Origin of the sequence: Kosakonia sp. HypNH10 (assembly GCF_029850615.1) — a bacterium.
Taxonomy (GTDB): Bacteria; Pseudomonadota; Gammaproteobacteria; order Enterobacterales; family Enterobacteriaceae; genus Kosakonia; species Kosakonia cowanii.
In genome coordinates, this window is sequence record NZ_JAOTIU010000002.1 from 321,102 (window position 1) to 338,231 (window position 17,130).

Here is a 17,130-nt window from a genome sequence, read left to right on the forward strand (position 1 = left end):
GACGATTACGCCTGGTAAACCAAGCTCTTAACGAGGAAAAGACGTATGTGCGGTATTGTCGGTATCGCCGGTTTCATGCCGGTAAACCAGTCGATTTATGACGCGTTGTCGGTGCTGCAGCACCGTGGGCAGGATGCAGCGGGCATCATCACCATTGATGCCAATAACTGTTTCCGTCTGCGTAAAGCGAATGGCATGGTGAATGATGTATTTGAAGCCCGCCATATGCAGCGCCTGCAGGGCAATATGGGGATTGGCCACGTTCGTTACCCCACCGCGGGCAGCTCCAGCGCTTCAGAAGCGCAACCCTTTTACGTTAACTCCCCGTACGGCATTACGCTTGCGCACAACGGCAACCTGACCAACGCGCACGAACTGCGTAAAAAGCTGTTCGAAGAGAAGCGTCGCCACATTAACACCACCTCAGATTCTGAAATCCTGCTCAATATTTTCGCCAGCGAGCTGGATAACTTCCGTCACTATCCGCTTGAAGCGGATAACGTTTTCGCCGCGATTGCCGCGACCAACCGCCAGATCCGCGGTGCCTACGCCTGCGTGGCGATGATTATTGGTCACGGTATGGTTGCCTTCCGCGACCCGAACGGCATTCGTCCGCTGGTGCTGGGCAAGCGCGAACTGGGCGATGGCCGCACCGAATATATGGTGGCCTCCGAGAGCGTGGCGCTCGATACGCTGGGCTTTGAGTTCCTGCGCGATGTCGCCCCGGGCGAAGCGGTCTATATCACCGAGAAAGGGCAGCTTTATAGCCGCCAGTGCGCGGAAAACCCGGTCAGCAACCCGTGCCTGTTCGAGTACGTCTACTTTGCGCGCCCGGACTCTTTCATCGACAAAATCTCCGTCTACAGCGCCCGCGTCAATATGGGCATGAAGCTCGGCGAGAAGATCGCCCGCGAGTGGGAAGATCTTGATATTGACGTGGTGATCCCGATTCCGGAAACCTCCTGCGATATCGCGCTGGAGATCGCCCGCATTCTGGACAAGCCTTACCGCCAGGGGTTTGTGAAAAACCGCTACGTTGGCCGCACCTTTATCATGCCGGGCCAGCAGCTGCGCCGTAAATCGGTGCGCCGCAAGCTGAACGCCAACCGCGCCGAGTTCCGTGATAAGAACGTATTGCTGGTGGATGACTCCATCGTGCGCGGCACCACCTCGGAACAGATTATCGAGATGGCGCGCGAAGCCGGGGCCAAGAAGGTTTACCTCGCTTCCGCGGCTCCGGAAATTCGCTTCCCGAACGTCTACGGCATTGATATGCCGACCGCCAATGAGCTGATTGCCCACGGTCGTGAAGTGGATGAAATCCGCCAGATCATCGGCGCAGACGGGCTGATTTTCCAGGACCTCAACGATCTGATTGATGCCGTACGCGCAGAGAACCCGGACATTCAGCAGTTCGAGTGCTCGGTGTTTAACGGTATTTACGTCACCAAAGATGTCGATCAGCAGTATCTTGATTACCTCGACTCCCTGCGTAATGACGATGCCAAAGCGGTACAGTTGCAGAACGAAGTTGAAAGCTTAGAGATGCACAACGAAGGCTGATCCCGCCGCGCCCCTCGCATGAGGGGCGCAACTTGTTGCAACACCCTCTGTAATCAGGCAAAGTTTGCGCTTATGTTAGCGGGTGGATAAGCAGATGAAACGACTGATTGTGGGCATTTCCGGCGCCAGCGGCGCAATTTATGGCGTTCGCCTGTTACAGGTGCTGCGCGATGTCGCTGAAGTAGAGACCCATCTGGTGATGAGCCAGGCCGCCCGGCAAACCCTCTCCCTTGAAACCGACTACTCCCTGCGCGATGTACAGGCGCTGGCAAACGTGGTGCACGACGCCCGCGATATCGCTGCCAACATCTCCTCTGGCTCGTTCAAGACCGCAGGCATGGTGATCCTTCCCTGTTCTATCAAAACCCTTTCCGGCATTGTCCATAGCTACACCGACGGGCTGCTGACCCGCGCGGCGGACGTGGTGCTGAAAGAGCGTCGCCCGCTGGTGCTCTGCGTGCGTGAAACGCCGCTGCATCTTGGACACTTGCGCCTGATGACCCAGGCGGCAGAACTTGGTGCGGTGATCATGCCCCCCGTGCCCGCCTTTTACCATCGTCCGCAGAGCGTGATAGATATCGTCGATCAGACCGTCAACCGCGTCGTGGATCAGTTTGATATCGAACTGCCGGAAGATCTTTTCGCCCGCTGGCAGGGCGGCGATGCTGCAAAATAGTGCAACGTATCGCCGGATGCGCTTTTTTAGGGCAAATTTGTAAGCGCGATCATATCCTCAACATTTAATCCTCTTTTCCCCCGCTTACTGCTGCGGTTCGTTCCGCAGACCTGCTATCTTTCATCACAACGGTCAATCTGCAACGTTTTATTAACAATTCCCGCGCCGCGTTATTTCGTCATCGGGAAAGTGGCATAAGACGTGCAAGGCTACTGGCTGCAACACAACACACGACACAATAAAAAAACAGCACACTTGAGGGTAATGTATGAAGAAGACGGTCCTCGCTCTGTCTTTACTGCTGGGGCTCTCCGCCACCGCCAGCGTTTATGCAGCGCTTCCCCAGACAGTCCGTATCGGCACCGATGCCACCTATGCACCTTTCTCCTCGAAAGATGCGAAAGGGGAGTTTGTGGGCTTTGATATCGATCTTGGTAATGAGATGTGCAAACGCATGCAGGTGAAATGCACCTGGGTCGGCAGCGATTTTGATGCCTTGATCCCCTCTCTGAAAGCGAAGAAGATTGACGCCATTATCTCGTCGCTCTCCATTACCGAAAAACGCCAGCAGGAGATCGCCTTCTCCGAGAAGCTCTACGCGGCGGATTCACGCCTGATTGCCGCCAAAGGCTCACCCATCAAACCGACGCTGGAGTCGCTGAAAGGTAAACATGTCGGCGTGCTGCAAGGCTCAACGCAGGAAGGCTACGCCAACGATAACTGGCGCAGCAAAGGCATCGACGTGGTCGCCTACCAGAACCAGGATCAGATCTACTCTGACCTGGCTGCCGGTCGTCTCGATGCGGCATTCCAGGATGAAGTAGCCGCCAGCGAAGGCTTCCTGAAACAGCCTGCGGGCAAAGAGTTTGCTTTTGCAGGCCCATCGGTGAAAGACAAAAAATACTTTGGCGACGGCACCGGGATTGGCCTACGTAAAGATGATACCGAGTTGAAAGCGGCGTTCGACAAAGCTTTTACCGAGCTGCGTAAAGATGGAACCTACGACAAGCTCGCCAAAAAGTATTTCGACTTTAACGTCTACGGCGAGTAAGGCTGTACGGCCTGCGCCAGCGGGCCGTGAGGGAAAACGGTGCGCCATGCGCCTTTCGCGGCATGGTGCAGCAAACGGTGCCTGTTCCAGCGTGGTGCAGCGGCTGCATCACAACAGTGCAGAGCTGCATAGTTACGCATTCAGATTGCAAAAAAAGTTAGGCTGCCGCGTTTATCTTTTGCCTTGCCGGGGGAGATGATGGCACGATAACGCACCGTTAAGTTGTGAGAATTCCCTTAGGAAAGACAGTCTGTTGAGGATAATGATGAAAAAATTGGTGCTCTCCCTTTCTCTGGTGCTCGCTGTATCCAGCGTCTCTACTGTATTTGCTGCCATCCCGCAAAAATTACGTATCGGTACCGATCCGACTTACGCCCCGTTTGAGTCAAAAAATGCGCAGGGTGAGTTAGTCGGTTTTGATATCGATCTGGCAAAAGAGCTCTGTAAGCGCATTAGTACGCAGTGTGTGTTCGTTGAGAACCCGCTGGACGCGCTGATCCCCTCTTTAAAAGCGAAGAAAATCGACGCGATTATGTCCTCGCTGTCGATCACCGAAAAGCGCCAGCAGGAGATTGACTTCACCGACAAGCTCTACGCGGCGGATTCCCGCCTGGTGGTAGCAAAAGATTCTGCTATCCAGCCGGAGCTGGACAAGCTGAAAGGCAAACGCATCGGCGTATTGCAGGGCACCACCCAGGAGACCTACGGTAACGTCCACTGGGCGCCGAAAGGGGTCGAAATCGTCTCCTATCAGGGGCAGGACAATATCTACGCCGACCTGACCGCAGGCCGTATTGATGCCGCGTTCCAGGATGAAGTCGCCGCCAGCGAAGGTTTCCTGAAAACCGCGATGGGCAAAGCCTACAAATTCGGCGGGCCGTCGATTAAAGATGAGAAGCTGTTTGGCGTCGGCACCGGCATGGGCGTGCGCAAAGGCGATAGCGAACTGCGTGACGCGCTGAACAAAGCCTTCGCCGAGATGCGCGCTGATGGCACCTACGACAAGCTGGCGAAAAAGTATTTCGATTTTAATGTTTACGGTGGTTAATCCCACACAACACTAACGTGCGACCCCTCCCGCAAGGGAGGGGAAGAGACACGGCAAACACCACACACGACAGGACAGGCTGCATGCTGCACGGGTTTTCTCAAGTGATATTCCAGGGCGCGCTGGTGACCCTCGAGCTGGCGCTCAGCTCCGTGGTGCTGGCGGTGCTGATTGGCCTGGCGGGCGCGGGCGCGAAGCTATCGAAAAGCCGCGCGCTGGCACTGATTTTTGAAGGCTATACCACCCTTATTCGCGGCGTGCCCGATCTGGTGCTGATGCTGCTTATCTTCTACGGCCTGCAAATTGCCCTTAACGCCATTACCGACGCGCTCGGCATGGCGCAGCTGGATATCGATCCGATGGTGGCCGGTATCATCACCCTCGGCTTTATTTACGGCGCTTACTTTACCGAAACCTTTCGCGGCGCTTTTATGGCGGTACCGAAAGGGCAGATTGAAGCGGCGACGGCGTTTGGCTTTACCGGCCGCCAGGTATTCCGCCGAATTTTGTTTCCGGCGATGATGCGTTTTGCGCTGCCGGGCATCGGCAACAACTGGCAGGTGATCCTGAAAGCGACGGCGCTGGTCTCCTTACTGGGGCTGGAAGATGTGGTGAAAGCGACCCAGCTCGCCGGCAAAAGCACCTGGGAGCCGTTCTACTTCGCCATTGTCTGCGGCGCAATCTATCTCATTTTTACCACGGCCTCCAACGGCGTCCTGCTACTGCTTGAACGTCGCTACTCGGTGGGTGTGAAGAGGGCCGACCTGTGATTGAGATTATTCAGGAGTACTGGCAATCCCTGCTCTGGAGCGATGGCTACCGCATTACCGGCGTGGCGATTACGTTATGGCTGCTGATCGCTTCCGTGGTGATGGGCGGCATTCTGGCGCTGTTTCTTGCTATCGGGCGCGTCTCCAGCAACAAATTCATCTGCTTCCCGATCTGGTTATTCACCTATATCTTTCGCGGCACGCCGCTCTATGTGCAGCTGCTGGTCTTCTACTCCGGCATGTACACGCTGGAGATCGTGAAAGGCACCGAGCTGTTAAACGCCTTTTTCCGCAGCGGCCTCAACTGTACGGTGCTGGCGCTGACGCTGAATACCTGCGCTTACACCACCGAGATTTTCGCCGGGGCGATCCGCTCGGTGCCGCACGGTGAAATTGAAGCGGCGCGGGCGTATGGCTTCTCATCCTTTAAAATGTACCGCTGCATTATTTTGCCTTCGGCGCTGCGTATCGCGCTGCCGGCCTACAGCAACGAGGTGATCCTGATGCTGCACTCTACGGCGCTGGCCTTTACCGCGACGGTGCCGGATCTGCTGAAAATCGCCCGTGATATTAACTCCGCCACCTACCAGCCCTTTACGGCGTTCGGTATTGCGGCGGTGCTCTATCTCATTATTTCGTATGTCCTGATTAGCCTCTTCCGCCGCGCGGAAAAGCGCTTTTTACAGCATATGAAGCCCTCTTCGACGCACTGAGAGCACGATGTCTGAGAATAAATTAAACGTTACCGATCTGCATAAGCGCTACGGCCAGCATGAAGTTCTGAAAGGCGTGTCGTTGCAGGCTAATGCCGGGGATGTGATCAGCATCATCGGCTCCTCCGGCTCCGGCAAAAGCACCTTCCTGCGCTGCATCAACTTCCTTGAGAAACCAAGCGAAGGCACCATTGTGGTGAGCGGGCAGAATATCAATCTGGTGCGTGACAAAGATGGTCAGCTGAAAGTCGCCGACAAAAATCAGCTGCGCCTGCTGCGTACGCGCCTGACAATGGTGTTCCAGCACTTTAATTTGTGGAGCCACATGACGGTGCTGGAGAACGTGATGGAAGCGCCGATTCAGGTGCTGGGGTTGAGCAAGCAGGAAGCGCGCGAGCGGGCGGTGAAATATCTGGCGAAAGTGGGCATCGATGCGATGCAGCAGATAAAGTACCCGGTGCATCTCTCCGGCGGCCAGCAGCAGCGCGTGTCGATTGCCCGCGCGCTGGCGATGGAGCCAGAAGTGTTGCTGTTCGATGAACCGACCTCAGCCCTCGACCCGGAGCTGGTGGGTGAAGTGTTGCGCATCATGCAGAAGTTGGCAGAAGAGGGGAAAACCATGGTGGTGGTTACCCACGAAATGGGCTTCGCCCGCGATGTCTCCAGCCACGTGATCTTCCTCCATCAGGGAAAAATTGAAGAAGAGGGCACGCCGGATGAGCTGTTCGGCAACCCGAAAAGCCTGCGCTTGCAGCAGTTCCTCAAGGGATCGCTGAAGTAAGCCATGACTGCCTGATGGCGCTGCGCTTATCAGGCCTACGGGAGAGTGCAGTTGTAGGCCGGATAAGGCGAACGCCGCCATCCGGCACTGCACCGTTGCAACATCACTTATCGGGGCGATTAACCGGCCACCAGCCTTGCGGAATGCCCGAGGCGGAAATAAAACGGTAATGGGTAAATATCGCCCCACGCGCGGAGACGCGCTTCTCAAGCTGAACCGTTTGCGCACCAGGCGGCACAAGCGCGTCGCGGGTGCAAATCTCCACCGGGCGCTTTAACCACGCATCGTAAAATCGCAGCCCTGCCGGGCAGCGGTTGGCGCGGCTGATAATCGGGCCTGGGTGGGCGATGGTAAACGTCACCTCGCTCTGTACTATTTCGCTTGCGGTAAACTTTACCCACGCTTCCGGCACGTTCCACAACGTTGCAATGCAATACATAAAGAGAACCACAAAGCCGATAAGCTTACTACGCAGCCTGGTGATAAAAGGGATACGCCAGATGATCAGCAGGCTTAACACCACGGCAACGATTAATACCGCCCAGGTGTCCGGCGCACCCGCTTGCAGGTAGACCCGGTTGTCAAGCCCGACGGCGTAAAGCAGCCATATTAACCACAGAAAGAAAAATAGCACGCACAAGGCGAGCTGCACTCTCCCCGATCGCAATATCCGTTTAGCGTTTTTCACGGCGATAGATCCAGTCATCGTAATATTTCCCGCGCAGCAAATAGGCCTGCTCCAGCACCTGTACGCGCGTGAAACCGCTCTTCTCCAGCACCCGCACCGAGCCGAGGTTGTCCGACAGCACCCAGGCATTGAGGGCGTGAATATCACGCTGGGTAAAGGCGAAATCGCACAGGGCGGCAACGACTTCTGACGCCACGCCCTGGCCCTGCGCTTCAGGCAGGATTGAGTAGCCGAGATCCGCTTCCTGCAAAAGATGCTGGCTCGGGCGCAGGCCGACATCACCGATTGCACGGCCTTGCTCATCGCGGATCACAAAGGCATTCGGATCGTTAAGCCGGTCTTCAAACAGGGTGCGGATCTGGCTTTCAGACGCGATCTCCGCCATATAGCGCATCACGCTTTTATCCTGACGTATCTGCAAAAAGAAGGGCCAGTCAGACGCCTGAAATGGCGTCAGGGTAAAACGGGGGGTCTGCAACGTCATTACGCGTCCTTGTGAGAATCAAACGAAGAAGCTTAGCACTGCAAAGGCGGGCGCGAGCGCCACAAATATTAGGGGGTAGCGGGCTGCCAGGCGTAGGTTTTGCCATTCTCAGCGATAAAGCGGTAGCGGGTAAACCAGGCACCGCGTGCGGCGAGGCGTTTTTCGACCTGCACCGAGCTGGCATCGCGCGGCACGCTCCCTGTGTGAGTGCAGAGGGTCACTAATCGCCCGAGCCACGCATCATCAATGCGCAGACCCGCTTCGCAGTGGCTTTTGCGCCCGAGAGAAGGGCCGGGGTAGGTGAGGCGAAAGGTCACGTCGCTCCGTATCGTTTCGCCTGCCGTCAGACGCACCCAGCCTTCCGGGACATTGAGCAGCGTGACGCCAACAAAGGCCGCGACGCAGAGGCAAAGCTGCCACGGAGCTAACGCCTTAAATGCGCTCGCCTCGCCGCGCACCGCCCTGCGCCTGCCACACCAGAGGCCAGTCAGCAGGGCAACCCCCAGCAGAACTGGCGTATCGGGCGCATCATCACGCATAAAGACCATTACGCCCAGCCGATCGCTCTCCCACATCCAGAGTGCCCATACCAGCACCAGCAGACAGAGTGCGGAGAGGCGGATTTTTTGCGACCTGGTCAATGGCAACCCTTTTGCTTCAAAAGGCGTAGCTTACCACCATCATCCCAGGCTCAAGGCGACAAAATTTATGTGTTTACCACATCCGTCAGCGCCTCTTCGAGATCGTGCCAGCGAAAGGCAAACCCGGCCTCTTGCAGGCGTTTAGGCAGCGCGCGCTGGCCGCCTAGCACCAGCACCGACGATTCCCCCATCATCAGGCGCACGGCCGTGGCGGGCGCGTGCATAAACGCCGGGCGGTGCAGGGCATGACCGAGCGCGTGAGCGAACTGCTCGTTGCGCACCGGGTAGGGCGCGACCATATTAAACGGCCCGCGCAGATCGTTATCCAGCAGCCAGAGAATCGCGTTGACCATATCGTCGATATGGATCCACGCCATATATTGCCGGCCCGTGCCAATCGGCCCGCCGAGACCGAGGCGAAAAAGCGGCAATAGTTTGCCGAGAATGCCGCCTTTCGGCGTCAACACCACGCCGGTGCGCAGCAGGCAGACGCGGGTGCGGTCGCTCTGCGCTTCGCAGGCGATCTGCTCCCAGCGCGCGCAGAGCTTATGGGTAAACTCGTTATGCGGCGGCTCCTCTTCTGTCACCACCACTTCGCCGAGATCGCCGTAATAGCCGCAGGCGGAACCGGAGATCAGCACCTGCGGCGGGTTGTCGCTGGCTTTGATCAGATCTGCCAGCCGTTGCGTAATCTGCCAGCGGCTGTTGCATAAGCGCTGTTTCTGCTCTTCCGTCCAGCGCTTATCAGCAATCGGCTCGCCCGCAAGATTGATCACCGCATCAAAGTTGTTGAGATCCGTAAGATCGTTAAGCCCCTTCAGCAGGCTGACGCGGGCATCAAGCTTTTGCTGCGCTTTGGCCGGATTTCGCGTGACCACCGTTACGCTGTGGTGCAGCTCCAGCAGACGGGGGATCAGATGGTGGCCAATCAGGCCGGTACCGCCAGTAACGAGTATCTTCATGCTTCCCTCCGAAGCGTGATTATCCTTAAAAGGCGCAGCTTATGGCAGCTGCGCTTTCTGCAATGCACTCTCGGTGGCCGGGCGCGTGCGAATGCGCTCAAACCAGTTAAAGACCGCCGGGTAATCCTCAAGCGAAATACGCTGGCGCGCATGGGCGTTGATCCATGGCCAGGCGGCGATATCCGCAATGCTGTAGTGCTGGCCCGCCAGCCACGGCACCTGCTCAAGACGTTTATTCATCACCTGGTAGAGCCGCTGCGTCTCCACCTGGTAGCGCTCAATGGCATAGGGCACTGGCTGCGGTGCAAAGTGGTTAAAGTGATGATTCTGCCCGAGCATCGGCCCAAGCCCCGCCACCTGCCAGAATAGCCACTGCAAAGTGACATGACGCTCGCGCAACTCACCGCTCAGGAGCTGGCCGGATTTCTCCGCCAGATAGAGCAGGATCTCGCCCGATTCGAACAGGCTGAGCGGCGCGCCGCCGTCGGCGGGTTCATGATCGACAATCGCCGGGATCTTATTATTTGGTGAGATATCTAAAAATTCCGGGCGAAACTGCTCGCCTTTACTAATATCTACGCGGATCAGACGATACGGCAGCCCGGCCTCTTCGAGAAACAGCGTGATTTTATGGCCGTTCGGTGTCGGGGCGAAATAGAGGTCTATCATCGAAACTCCTGTGAGCGGAATGGGCGTCGCCTGTTAAGTATAGGTGTTCCCCGTAATGACAGAGTTTTCCGCAAGTGACAGAAGGCAGAAGAGGCTATATTTTGGTCGAAACCTACCCGCTAAACGAGGATGTTATGAGCGAACCGGCAATCACGTTGTGGTCTGACAATGAGTACTTCTCCCCGTATGTGCTGTCGGCGTACGTTGCCCTGCATGAAAAGGCGCTGCCCTTCACGCTGAAAACCGTCGATCTGGCGAGCGGGGCGCAGCATAGCGCGGGCTGGCCCGGCTTTCGTCTGACGCAACGTGTTCCCTCCTTAGAGATTGATGGCTTTGTGCTGAGCGAGTCGTCAGCGATTGCCGAATATCTCGATGAGCGTTTTGCGCCGCCGGAGTGGGAGCGTCTCTATCCCCACGACCGCGAGAACCGCGCCCGCGCGCGGCAGGTGCAGGCCTGGCTGCGCAGCGACTTGCTGCCGATCCGCGAAGCGCGCTCAACGGACGTGGTGTTTGCCGGAGCGAAAAAAGGGCCGCTCAGCGAAGCAGGCCAGGCGAGCGCCGATAAACTGTTTACCATCGCGGGTGAATTGCTGGCGCACGGTAAGCCGAACCTGTTTGGCGAGTGGTCTATTGCCGATGTCGATCTCGCCCTGATGCTTAACCGACTGGTGATGCATGGCGACCCGGTGCCGGAGCGCTTAGCGGAGTACGCCACCTTCCAGTGGCAGCGCTCCTCGGTTCAGCGCTATGTTGCACTTTCCGCTAAGCGCGCGGGCTGATAAGCGGTTCGCGTTCCGGTATCATATGGGCGTTTTTTTCAAAGAGGTGCAGTGATGAAACTGATGTTTGCATCGGATATTCACGGGTCGTTGCCCGCGACGGAACGCATACTGGAACGGTTCGCGCAAAGCGGCGCCCGCTGGCTGGTTCTGCTTGGCGATGTGCTCAATCATGGCCCGCGCAACGCGCTGCCGGAAGGGTACAATCCGGCGCAGGTGGCAGAACGGCTCAATACGCAGGCGAGCAGGATTATCGCCGTGCGCGGCAATTGCGACAGCGAAGTGGATCAGATGCTGCTGCGCTTTCCCATTACCGCGCCCTGGCAGCAGGTTTTATTACCTGCGTGCCGCCTGTTTTTGACCCACGGTCATCTCTTCGGCGCGGAGAATATTCCGCCGCTGGAAGCAGGCGATGTGCTGGTGTACGGGCATACCCATATTCCGGTTGCTGAAAAGCGTGATGAGATTGTGCACTTCAACCCCGGTTCGGTCTCTATCCCGAAAGGTGGATTTGCCGCCAGCTACGGCATGCTGGAAGAGAATATGTTACGTGTTATCGCACTTAATGATCAGCGGGTTATTGCGCAGGTTGCGATTAATCCGTAATTTACCCGTCAACCGAAACGCGCCGTAAGAGCGCCATAAAGAGAAGATGTCCCGATGGTGGAACAGAGTCATTTTGCAGGCATGGAATGGGTAGATATTGTCAACGAAGACAATGAGGTGATCGCACAGGCCAGCCGGGAGCAAATGCGCGCGCAGTGCCTGCGTCATCGCGCAACCTATATTGTGGTGCATGATGGGATGGGCAATATTCTGGTGCAGCGTCGTACCGAGCTAAAAGACTTTATGCCCGGTAAGCTGGACGCCACCGCGGGCGGCGTGGTACAGGCGGGTGAAAACCTGCTGGAATCCGCGCGCCGCGAAGCGGAAGAGGAGCTGGGCATTGCCGGTGTACCGTTTGCCGAACATGGTCAGTTCTACTTTGAAGATGAGCATTGTCGGGTGTGGGGTGGGCTGTTTAGCTGCGTTTCCCACGGGCCGTTTGCCCTGCAGGAAGAGGAGGTGAGTGAGGTCTTCTGGATGACGCCGGAAGAGATCACCGCCCGCTGCGATGAGTTTACCGACGATTCACTGAAAGCGCTGGCGCTGTGGATGAGCCGTAACGCCAGCAATGATGTGGAAAAGCGCGAGCAGGAGACGGAGTAACCCTCCTTGCTTAGTAGAAAAAGCGACCTTCAGGGTCGCTTTTTTATTGCCCGATAGCCGGCGTAAGGAGGCTGGTTTATTGCCGGATGGCGCTGCGCTTATCCGGCCTACACACCTCAGTATAAAAAAGGCGACCCGAAGGTCGCCTTTTTTGTCTGGTGGCGGAGAAGCTTATCAAACCGTAGGTCGGATAAGGCACAGCCGCCATCCGACATCTTACTGCTGCTGGGACGCCTGAATCGCGGTCAGAGCGATGGTGTAGACGATATCGTCTACCAGCGCGCCACGAGAGAGGTCGTTCACCGGCTTGCGCATACCCTGCAGCATCGGCCCGATAGAGATCAGGTCGGCAGAGCGCTGTACCGCTTTGTAGGTGGTGTTACCGGTGTTCAGATCCGGGAAGATGAACACGGTAGCGCGACCGGCAACCGGCGAGTTCGGCGCTTTGGATTTCGCCACATCCGCCATGACCGCGGCGTCATACTGCAGCGGACCGTCGATAACCAGGTCAGGACGTTTTTCCTGCGCCAGGCGAGTCGCTTCACGCACTTTCTCAACGTCGCTACCCGCGCCGGAGTTGCCGGTGGAGTAGGAGAGCATCGCCACGCGCGGCTCGATGCCGAACGCAGTCGCAGAATCAGCGGACTGAATAGCGATCTCGGCCAGCTGCTCAGCGGTCGGATCCGGGTTGATTGCACAGTCACCGTAAACATAAACCTGTTCCGGCAGCAGCATAAAGAACACGGAGGAGACCAGCGAGCTGCCCGGTGCGGTTTTAATCAGCTGCAGCGGCGGACGAATGGTGTTCGCGGTGGTGTGAACCGCACCGGAGACCAGGCCGTCAACTTCATCCTGCTCCAGCATCAGCGTGCCGAGCACCACGTTGTCTTCCAGCTGTTCACGTGCTACGGCTTCGGTCATGCCTTTGCTCTTACGCAGCTCAACCAGGCGAGCGACGTAGCTTTCACGCACCACGTCCGGATCGACGATTTCGATCCCGGCGCCCAGCTCAACACCCTGAGCCGCTGCAACGCGGTTGATCTCATCCGGGTTGCCCAGCAGGATACAGGTCGCGATACCGCGTTCAGCACAGATAGCGGCCGCTTTCACGGTACGCGGCTCGTCGCCTTCCGGCAGTACGACGCGTTTGCCCGCTTTACGCGCCAGCTCGGTCAGCTGGTAACGGAAGGCTGGCGGCGAGAGGCGACGGCTGCGCTCGGAGGTGGCAGTCAGGGAGTCGATCCACTGCGCGTTGATATAACGGGCAACATATTCCTGCACGTTTTCAATACGCTCGTTATCGTCAACCGGCACTTCCAGGTTGAAGCTTTGCAGGCTCAGGGAGGTCTGCCAGGTGTTGGTGTTCACCATAAATACCGGCAGGCCGGTAGCAAACGCGCGTTCGCACAGCTTGCGCACGCTCTCTTCCATCTCGTAGCCGCCGGTCAGCAGCACGGCACCAATCTCAACGCCGTTCATCGCTGCCAGGCAGGCCGCAACCAGCACGTCAGGACGATCGGCAGAGGTCACCAGCAGTGAGCCCGGACGGAAGTGTTCCAGCATGTGCGGAATGCTGCGCGCACAGAAGGTGACGGACTTCACGCGGCGGGTTTTGATATCGCCTTCGTTGATGATGGTTGCATTCAGGTGGCGCGCCATATCGATCGCACGGGTGGCGATCAGATCGAAGCTCCACGGCACCGCGCCCAGCACGGGCAGAGAGCTGGTCTCTTGCAGCTGTGCCGGATCGATATGCACTACTTTTGCTTTTGAGGAGTCATCAAAGATCTCAGAGAGATCCGGGCGCGTACGGCCCTGCTCATCAACCGGGGCGTTCAGTTTGTTAACGATAACGCCGGTGATGTTGCTGTTTTTCACGCCGCCGAAGCTGTTGCGCGTCAGCTCGATGCGCTCTTTCAGCTGCTCCTGCGTGTCAGTGCCCTGGGACATGACGAAGACGATTTCCGCGTTCAGCGTTTTCGCGATTTCGAAGTTCAGGGACTGGGCGAACTGGTGTTTACGGGTCGGGACCAGGCCTTCAACCAGCACCACTTCAGCGTCTTTGCTGCTTTCGTGGTAGCGGGCGATGATCTCTTCCATCAGCACATCTTTCTGATTGCTGGAGAGCAGCGACTCGACGTGGTTCATTTTCAGCGGTTCAGCCGCCGGCAGCCCGGAGTTGGCGCGCACAATAGTGGTGGTCTGGTCAGGCGCATCGCCGCCCGCACGTGGCTGGGCGATCGGTTTAAAGACGCTCAGACGAACGCCTTTGCGTTCCATAGCACGGATCACGCCAAGGCTGACGCTGGTCAGGCCGACGCTGGTTCCGGTAGGGATCAGCATAATAATACGGGACACGGTTAATCCTCTTTCGTTACCGTCGAAGCGGACGGGTTACAAAACAGCACCGCCAGCGTTGGCTGGCGGTGTGGGTAAGCTATCAGGCAGTCAGGCGGCTTGCGTCTTGCGCAATCACCAGCTCTTCGTTAGTCGGGATAACGATCGCCGGGCGGGTGCCTTCTTTGTTGATAAAACCAGACTTGCCGAAACGGGCAGCCAGGTTGCGTTCGTGGTCAACTTCGAAGCCGAGCACGCCCAGTTTGCCCAGGGAGAGCTCGCGTACCATCGCCGCGTTTTCACCGATACCGCCGGTGAAGATCACCGCGTCCAGACGACCATCCATCAGCGCAGTGTAAGAGCCGATGTATTTCGCCAGGCGGTGGCAGTAAACGTCCATCGCACGCTTCGCGTCTTCTTTAGTTTCGTAGTTATCTTCTACATAACGGCAGTCGCTGGTGACTTCGGTCAGACCCAGCAGGCCGGACTCTTTGGTCAGCATTTTGTTGATCGCTTCAACGCTCATGCCCAGGGTGTCATGCAGATGGAAAATGATTGCCGGGTCGATATCACCAGAACGGGTACCCATTACCAGGCCTTCCAGCGGGGTCAGACCCATGGAAGTATCAACGCACTCGCCGTTACGGATAGCAGAAACAGAGCCGCCGTTGCCGAGGTGGCAGGTGATGATGTTCAGTTCAGAAACCGGCTTGTTCAGCACTTTTGCCGCTTCCTGAGTCACATAGAAGTGGCTGGTACCGTGCGCGCCGTAGCGACGAACGCCGTGCTCTTTGTACAGTTTGTACGGCAGGGCGTAGAGGTAGGACTCTTCCGGCATGGTGGTGTGGAACGCGGTGTCAAACACGGCAACGTTCTTCTCTTTCAGGCTCGGGAAGGATTTCAGCGCTTCGGCGATACCGATCAGGTGAGCCGGGTTGTGCAGCGGGGCGAAAGAGGCCGCGTCTTTAATACCCTGAATCACAGACTCATCGATCACTACGGAACGGGTGTATTTTTCACCGCCGTGGACGATACGGTGACCGATTGCGGTCAGCTGAGCAGACAGTTCTGGTTTTTGTGCCAGAATAGTGTTAACGATAAAGTTAAGCGCTTCGCTGTGAGCGGCACCTGCACCTAAAGCCGCTTCTTGTTTACCGCCATCCATTTTCCACTTGATACGTGCTTCAGGAAGGTGGAAACATTCGGCTAAACCAGAGAGGTACTCTTCACCGTTTACAGCATCGATAATTGCGAATTTCAGTGAGGAGCTACCGCAGTTCAGAACCAGTACTAACTTACTCGACATGGAAGTACCTATTTATGATACGTGGCTAAAAAAGGTCAGTGAGTCGCACAGCGTAGCGCAGGTTGACGCTGACATTTATGATTAACATCATGTCGAGAGAACTTTCTGACACGATGAAAGAATAGTTAAAATTTTAAGCTATTTTGCGCAATTTTCAGACAGTGGCATAATGAGCTTATTATTTGACGACTCAAACCTATTCGTCTAAGGCCTGGTAAAGGCCGCCACAGAATACCCGATAGCAGGTGGGATTGACAAAAAATTTTAACGTTGTCATTCACAGTTGTTGTTTTGCATAATTTTTTTAATTTTTATACGTGAAGTTGAGGTGAAGCCATGTCAAATCCTGAGATTCGACCCGTCAGTTTCTTCAGTTTATTTCGCCGGGGTCAGCACTATGCGAAGACCTGGCCTATGGAAAAACGCCTCGCTCCCATGTTTGTAGAGAACCGCACTATTCGCGCGACACGCTACGCGATTCGCTTTATGCCGCCGCTGGCAATCTTCACGCTCTGCTGGCAAATCGCCCTCGGCGGCCAGCTCGGCCCGGCTGTTGCCACCGCGCTGTTTGCCCTGAGCCTGCCGATGCAGGGGCTATGGTGGCTGGGCAAGCGCTCGGTCACGCCGCTGCCGCCCTCGATTCTGAACTGGTTCTATGAAGTGCGCGGTAAGTTGCAGGAGGCGGGCCAGGCGCTGGCTCCGGTGGAAGGCAAGCCCGATTATCAGGCGCTGGCCGATACCCTTAAGCGCGCCTTTAAGCAGCTGGATAAAACCTTTCTCGATGAGCTGTAAAAGTTGTGCGTGATTGATAAGAAGAGAGCATCCCCGGATGCTTTCTTTTTTGGTAGATACGCGCAACACCCCCGGCAAATCAAGAAAGCGCCTTTTACTCACAGGTAGACTGAGGCCAACTTATTTTACTGCGCCGAAGTGCCACAGGAGTCGAAGATGGAAATGACCAATGCCCAACGTCTGATCTTATCCAATCAATACAAGATGATGACCATGATGGACCCGGCCAATGCGGAGCGCTATCGTCGTTTGCAAACCATTGTTGAACGGGGATATGGTTTGCAGATGCGCGAGCTGGATCGCGAATTCGGCGAGCTGAAAGAGGAAACGTGCCGCAACATCATCGATATCATGGAGATGTACCACGCACTCCATGTCTCCTGGACCAATATGAAAGATAACGCCGCCATTGACGAGCGCCGCGTCACGTTCCTCGGCTTCGACGCCGCGACCGAAGCGCGCTACCTCGGCTATGTCCGCTTTATGGTCAATATAGAAGGGCGCTATACCCACTTTGATGCCGGTACCCACGGCTTTAATGCCCAAACGCCGATGTGGGATAAATACCAGCGCATGCTGAGCGTGTGGCACGCCTGCCCGCGCCAGTACCACTTAAGCAGTAACGAAATTAATCAAATTCTCAACGCCTGAGGAGGTGAAC

At 56.6% G+C, this 17,130-nt stretch carries 19 protein-coding genes; 12 read left to right on the forward strand and 7 right to left on the reverse strand.

Annotated elements, in window-relative coordinates:
* Window positions 1–45 precede the first annotated feature (45 nt).
* The 7 genes from purF (at window position 46) to hisP (ending at window position 6,602) form a co-directional block, all read left to right on the forward strand.
* On the forward strand, window positions 46–1,563 hold the full coding sequence (gene purF, locus N7V53_RS07755) for an amidophosphoribosyltransferase (protein WP_023479726.1): 1,518 nt from the start codon (window positions 46–48) through the stop codon (window positions 1,561–1,563).
* Between the two features lie 94 nt (window positions 1,564–1,657).
* Window positions 1,658–2,239, forward strand: a complete 582-nt coding sequence (locus N7V53_RS07760; protein WP_279792979.1) for a UbiX family flavin prenyltransferase — start codon at window positions 1,658–1,660, stop codon at window positions 2,237–2,239.
* A gap of 268 nt (window positions 2,240–2,507) precedes the next feature.
* Window positions 2,508–3,290 (forward strand): lysine/arginine/ornithine ABC transporter substrate-binding protein ArgT, encoded by a 783-nt coding sequence (argT, locus tag N7V53_RS07765; RefSeq protein WP_023479789.1) that lies wholly within the window; start codon window positions 2,508–2,510, stop codon window positions 3,288–3,290.
* Between the two features lie 265 nt (window positions 3,291–3,555).
* Window positions 3,556–4,338: a histidine ABC transporter substrate-binding protein HisJ gene (gene hisJ / locus N7V53_RS07770; protein WP_279793174.1), complete on the forward strand. Its 783-nt coding sequence runs from the start codon at window positions 3,556–3,558 to the stop codon at window positions 4,336–4,338.
* An 83-nt stretch (window positions 4,339–4,421) separates the two neighbouring features.
* The gene (locus N7V53_RS07775; protein WP_023479875.1) at window positions 4,422–5,108 is read left to right on the forward strand and encodes a histidine ABC transporter permease HisQ; all 687 of its coding nucleotides are present in this window, start codon (window positions 4,422–4,424) and stop codon (window positions 5,106–5,108) included.
* On the forward strand, window positions 5,105–5,821 hold the full coding sequence (locus N7V53_RS07780) for an ABC transporter permease (protein WP_023479676.1): 717 nt from the start codon (window positions 5,105–5,107) through the stop codon (window positions 5,819–5,821). The genes N7V53_RS07775 and N7V53_RS07780 overlap by 4 nt, the downstream gene beginning before the upstream one ends.
* A gap of 7 nt (window positions 5,822–5,828) precedes the next feature.
* The gene (gene hisP / locus N7V53_RS07785) at window positions 5,829–6,602 is read left to right on the forward strand and encodes a histidine ABC transporter ATP-binding protein HisP (protein ID WP_023479919.1); all 774 of its coding nucleotides are present in this window, start codon (window positions 5,829–5,831) and stop codon (window positions 6,600–6,602) included.
* A 103-nt stretch (window positions 6,603–6,705) separates the two neighbouring features.
* Here hisP and N7V53_RS07790 read toward each other — a convergent pair whose 3' ends face one another.
* The 5 genes from N7V53_RS07790 to yfcG form a co-directional block, all read right to left on the reverse strand.
* Window positions 6,706–7,308 carry a hypothetical protein gene (locus tag N7V53_RS07790; RefSeq protein WP_279792980.1) on the reverse strand — a complete coding sequence of 201 codons (603 nt, stop codon included), beginning with the start codon at window positions 7,306–7,308 and terminating at the stop codon, window positions 6,706–6,708.
* Window positions 7,277–7,774 carry a GNAT family N-acetyltransferase gene (locus N7V53_RS07795; RefSeq protein ID WP_279792981.1) on the reverse strand — a complete coding sequence of 166 codons (498 nt, stop codon included), beginning with the start codon at window positions 7,772–7,774 and terminating at the stop codon, window positions 7,277–7,279. The genes N7V53_RS07790 and N7V53_RS07795 overlap by 32 nt, the downstream gene beginning before the upstream one ends.
* Before the next feature lie 68 nt (window positions 7,775–7,842).
* Window positions 7,843–8,415, reverse strand: a complete 573-nt coding sequence (locus N7V53_RS07800) for a hypothetical protein (protein ID WP_279792982.1) — start codon at window positions 8,413–8,415, stop codon at window positions 7,843–7,845.
* A gap of 65 nt (window positions 8,416–8,480) precedes the next feature.
* A complete protein-coding gene (locus N7V53_RS07805) occupies window positions 8,481–9,377 on the reverse strand; it encodes a TIGR01777 family oxidoreductase (RefSeq protein ID WP_279792983.1) in 897 nt (298 codons plus the stop codon).
* A gap of 39 nt (window positions 9,378–9,416) precedes the next feature.
* Window positions 9,417–10,046 (reverse strand): GSH-dependent disulfide bond oxidoreductase, encoded by a 630-nt coding sequence (yfcG, locus tag N7V53_RS07810; RefSeq protein WP_023479771.1) that lies wholly within the window; start codon window positions 10,044–10,046, stop codon window positions 9,417–9,419.
* A gap of 134 nt (window positions 10,047–10,180) precedes the next feature.
* Between yfcG and yfcF the strand changes: the two genes are divergently transcribed.
* From yfcF to yfcD, 3 genes are read left to right on the forward strand one after another with little or no spacing between them, the layout of a single operon-like run.
* The gene (yfcF, locus tag N7V53_RS07815) at window positions 10,181–10,825 is read left to right on the forward strand and encodes a glutathione transferase (protein ID WP_279792984.1); all 645 of its coding nucleotides are present in this window, start codon (window positions 10,181–10,183) and stop codon (window positions 10,823–10,825) included.
* Window positions 10,826–10,879: 54 nt separating this feature from the next.
* Window positions 10,880–11,431: a phosphodiesterase gene (gene yfcE / locus N7V53_RS07820; protein WP_270221745.1), complete on the forward strand. Its 552-nt coding sequence runs from the start codon at window positions 10,880–10,882 to the stop codon at window positions 11,429–11,431.
* A gap of 54 nt (window positions 11,432–11,485) precedes the next feature.
* On the forward strand, window positions 11,486–12,034 hold the full coding sequence (yfcD, locus tag N7V53_RS07825) for an NUDIX hydrolase YfcD (protein ID WP_023479717.1): 549 nt from the start codon (window positions 11,486–11,488) through the stop codon (window positions 12,032–12,034).
* A gap of 216 nt (window positions 12,035–12,250) precedes the next feature.
* Here yfcD and pta read toward each other — a convergent pair whose 3' ends face one another.
* Together pta and ackA are read right to left on the reverse strand one after the other, a co-directional pair.
* On the reverse strand, window positions 12,251–14,392 hold the full coding sequence (pta, locus tag N7V53_RS07830; RefSeq protein WP_279792985.1) for a phosphate acetyltransferase: 2,142 nt from the start codon (window positions 14,390–14,392) through the stop codon (window positions 12,251–12,253).
* Between the two features lie 82 nt (window positions 14,393–14,474).
* Window positions 14,475–15,677 (reverse strand): acetate kinase, encoded by a 1,203-nt coding sequence (gene ackA / locus N7V53_RS07835; protein WP_023479643.1) that lies wholly within the window; start codon window positions 15,675–15,677, stop codon window positions 14,475–14,477.
* A 336-nt stretch (window positions 15,678–16,013) separates the two neighbouring features.
* On the opposite strand from ackA, the gene yfbV reads away from it, so the two are divergent.
* Both yfbV and N7V53_RS07845 read left to right on the forward strand, forming a co-directional pair.
* A complete protein-coding gene (gene yfbV, locus N7V53_RS07840) occupies window positions 16,014–16,469 on the forward strand; it encodes a terminus macrodomain insulation protein YfbV (RefSeq protein ID WP_023479712.1) in 456 nt (151 codons plus the stop codon).
* Window positions 16,470–16,625: 156 nt separating this feature from the next.
* Window positions 16,626–17,120 (forward strand): YfbU family protein, encoded by a 495-nt coding sequence (locus N7V53_RS07845; RefSeq protein WP_124967757.1) that lies wholly within the window; start codon window positions 16,626–16,628, stop codon window positions 17,118–17,120.
* Window positions 17,121–17,130: the final 10 nt, after the last annotated feature.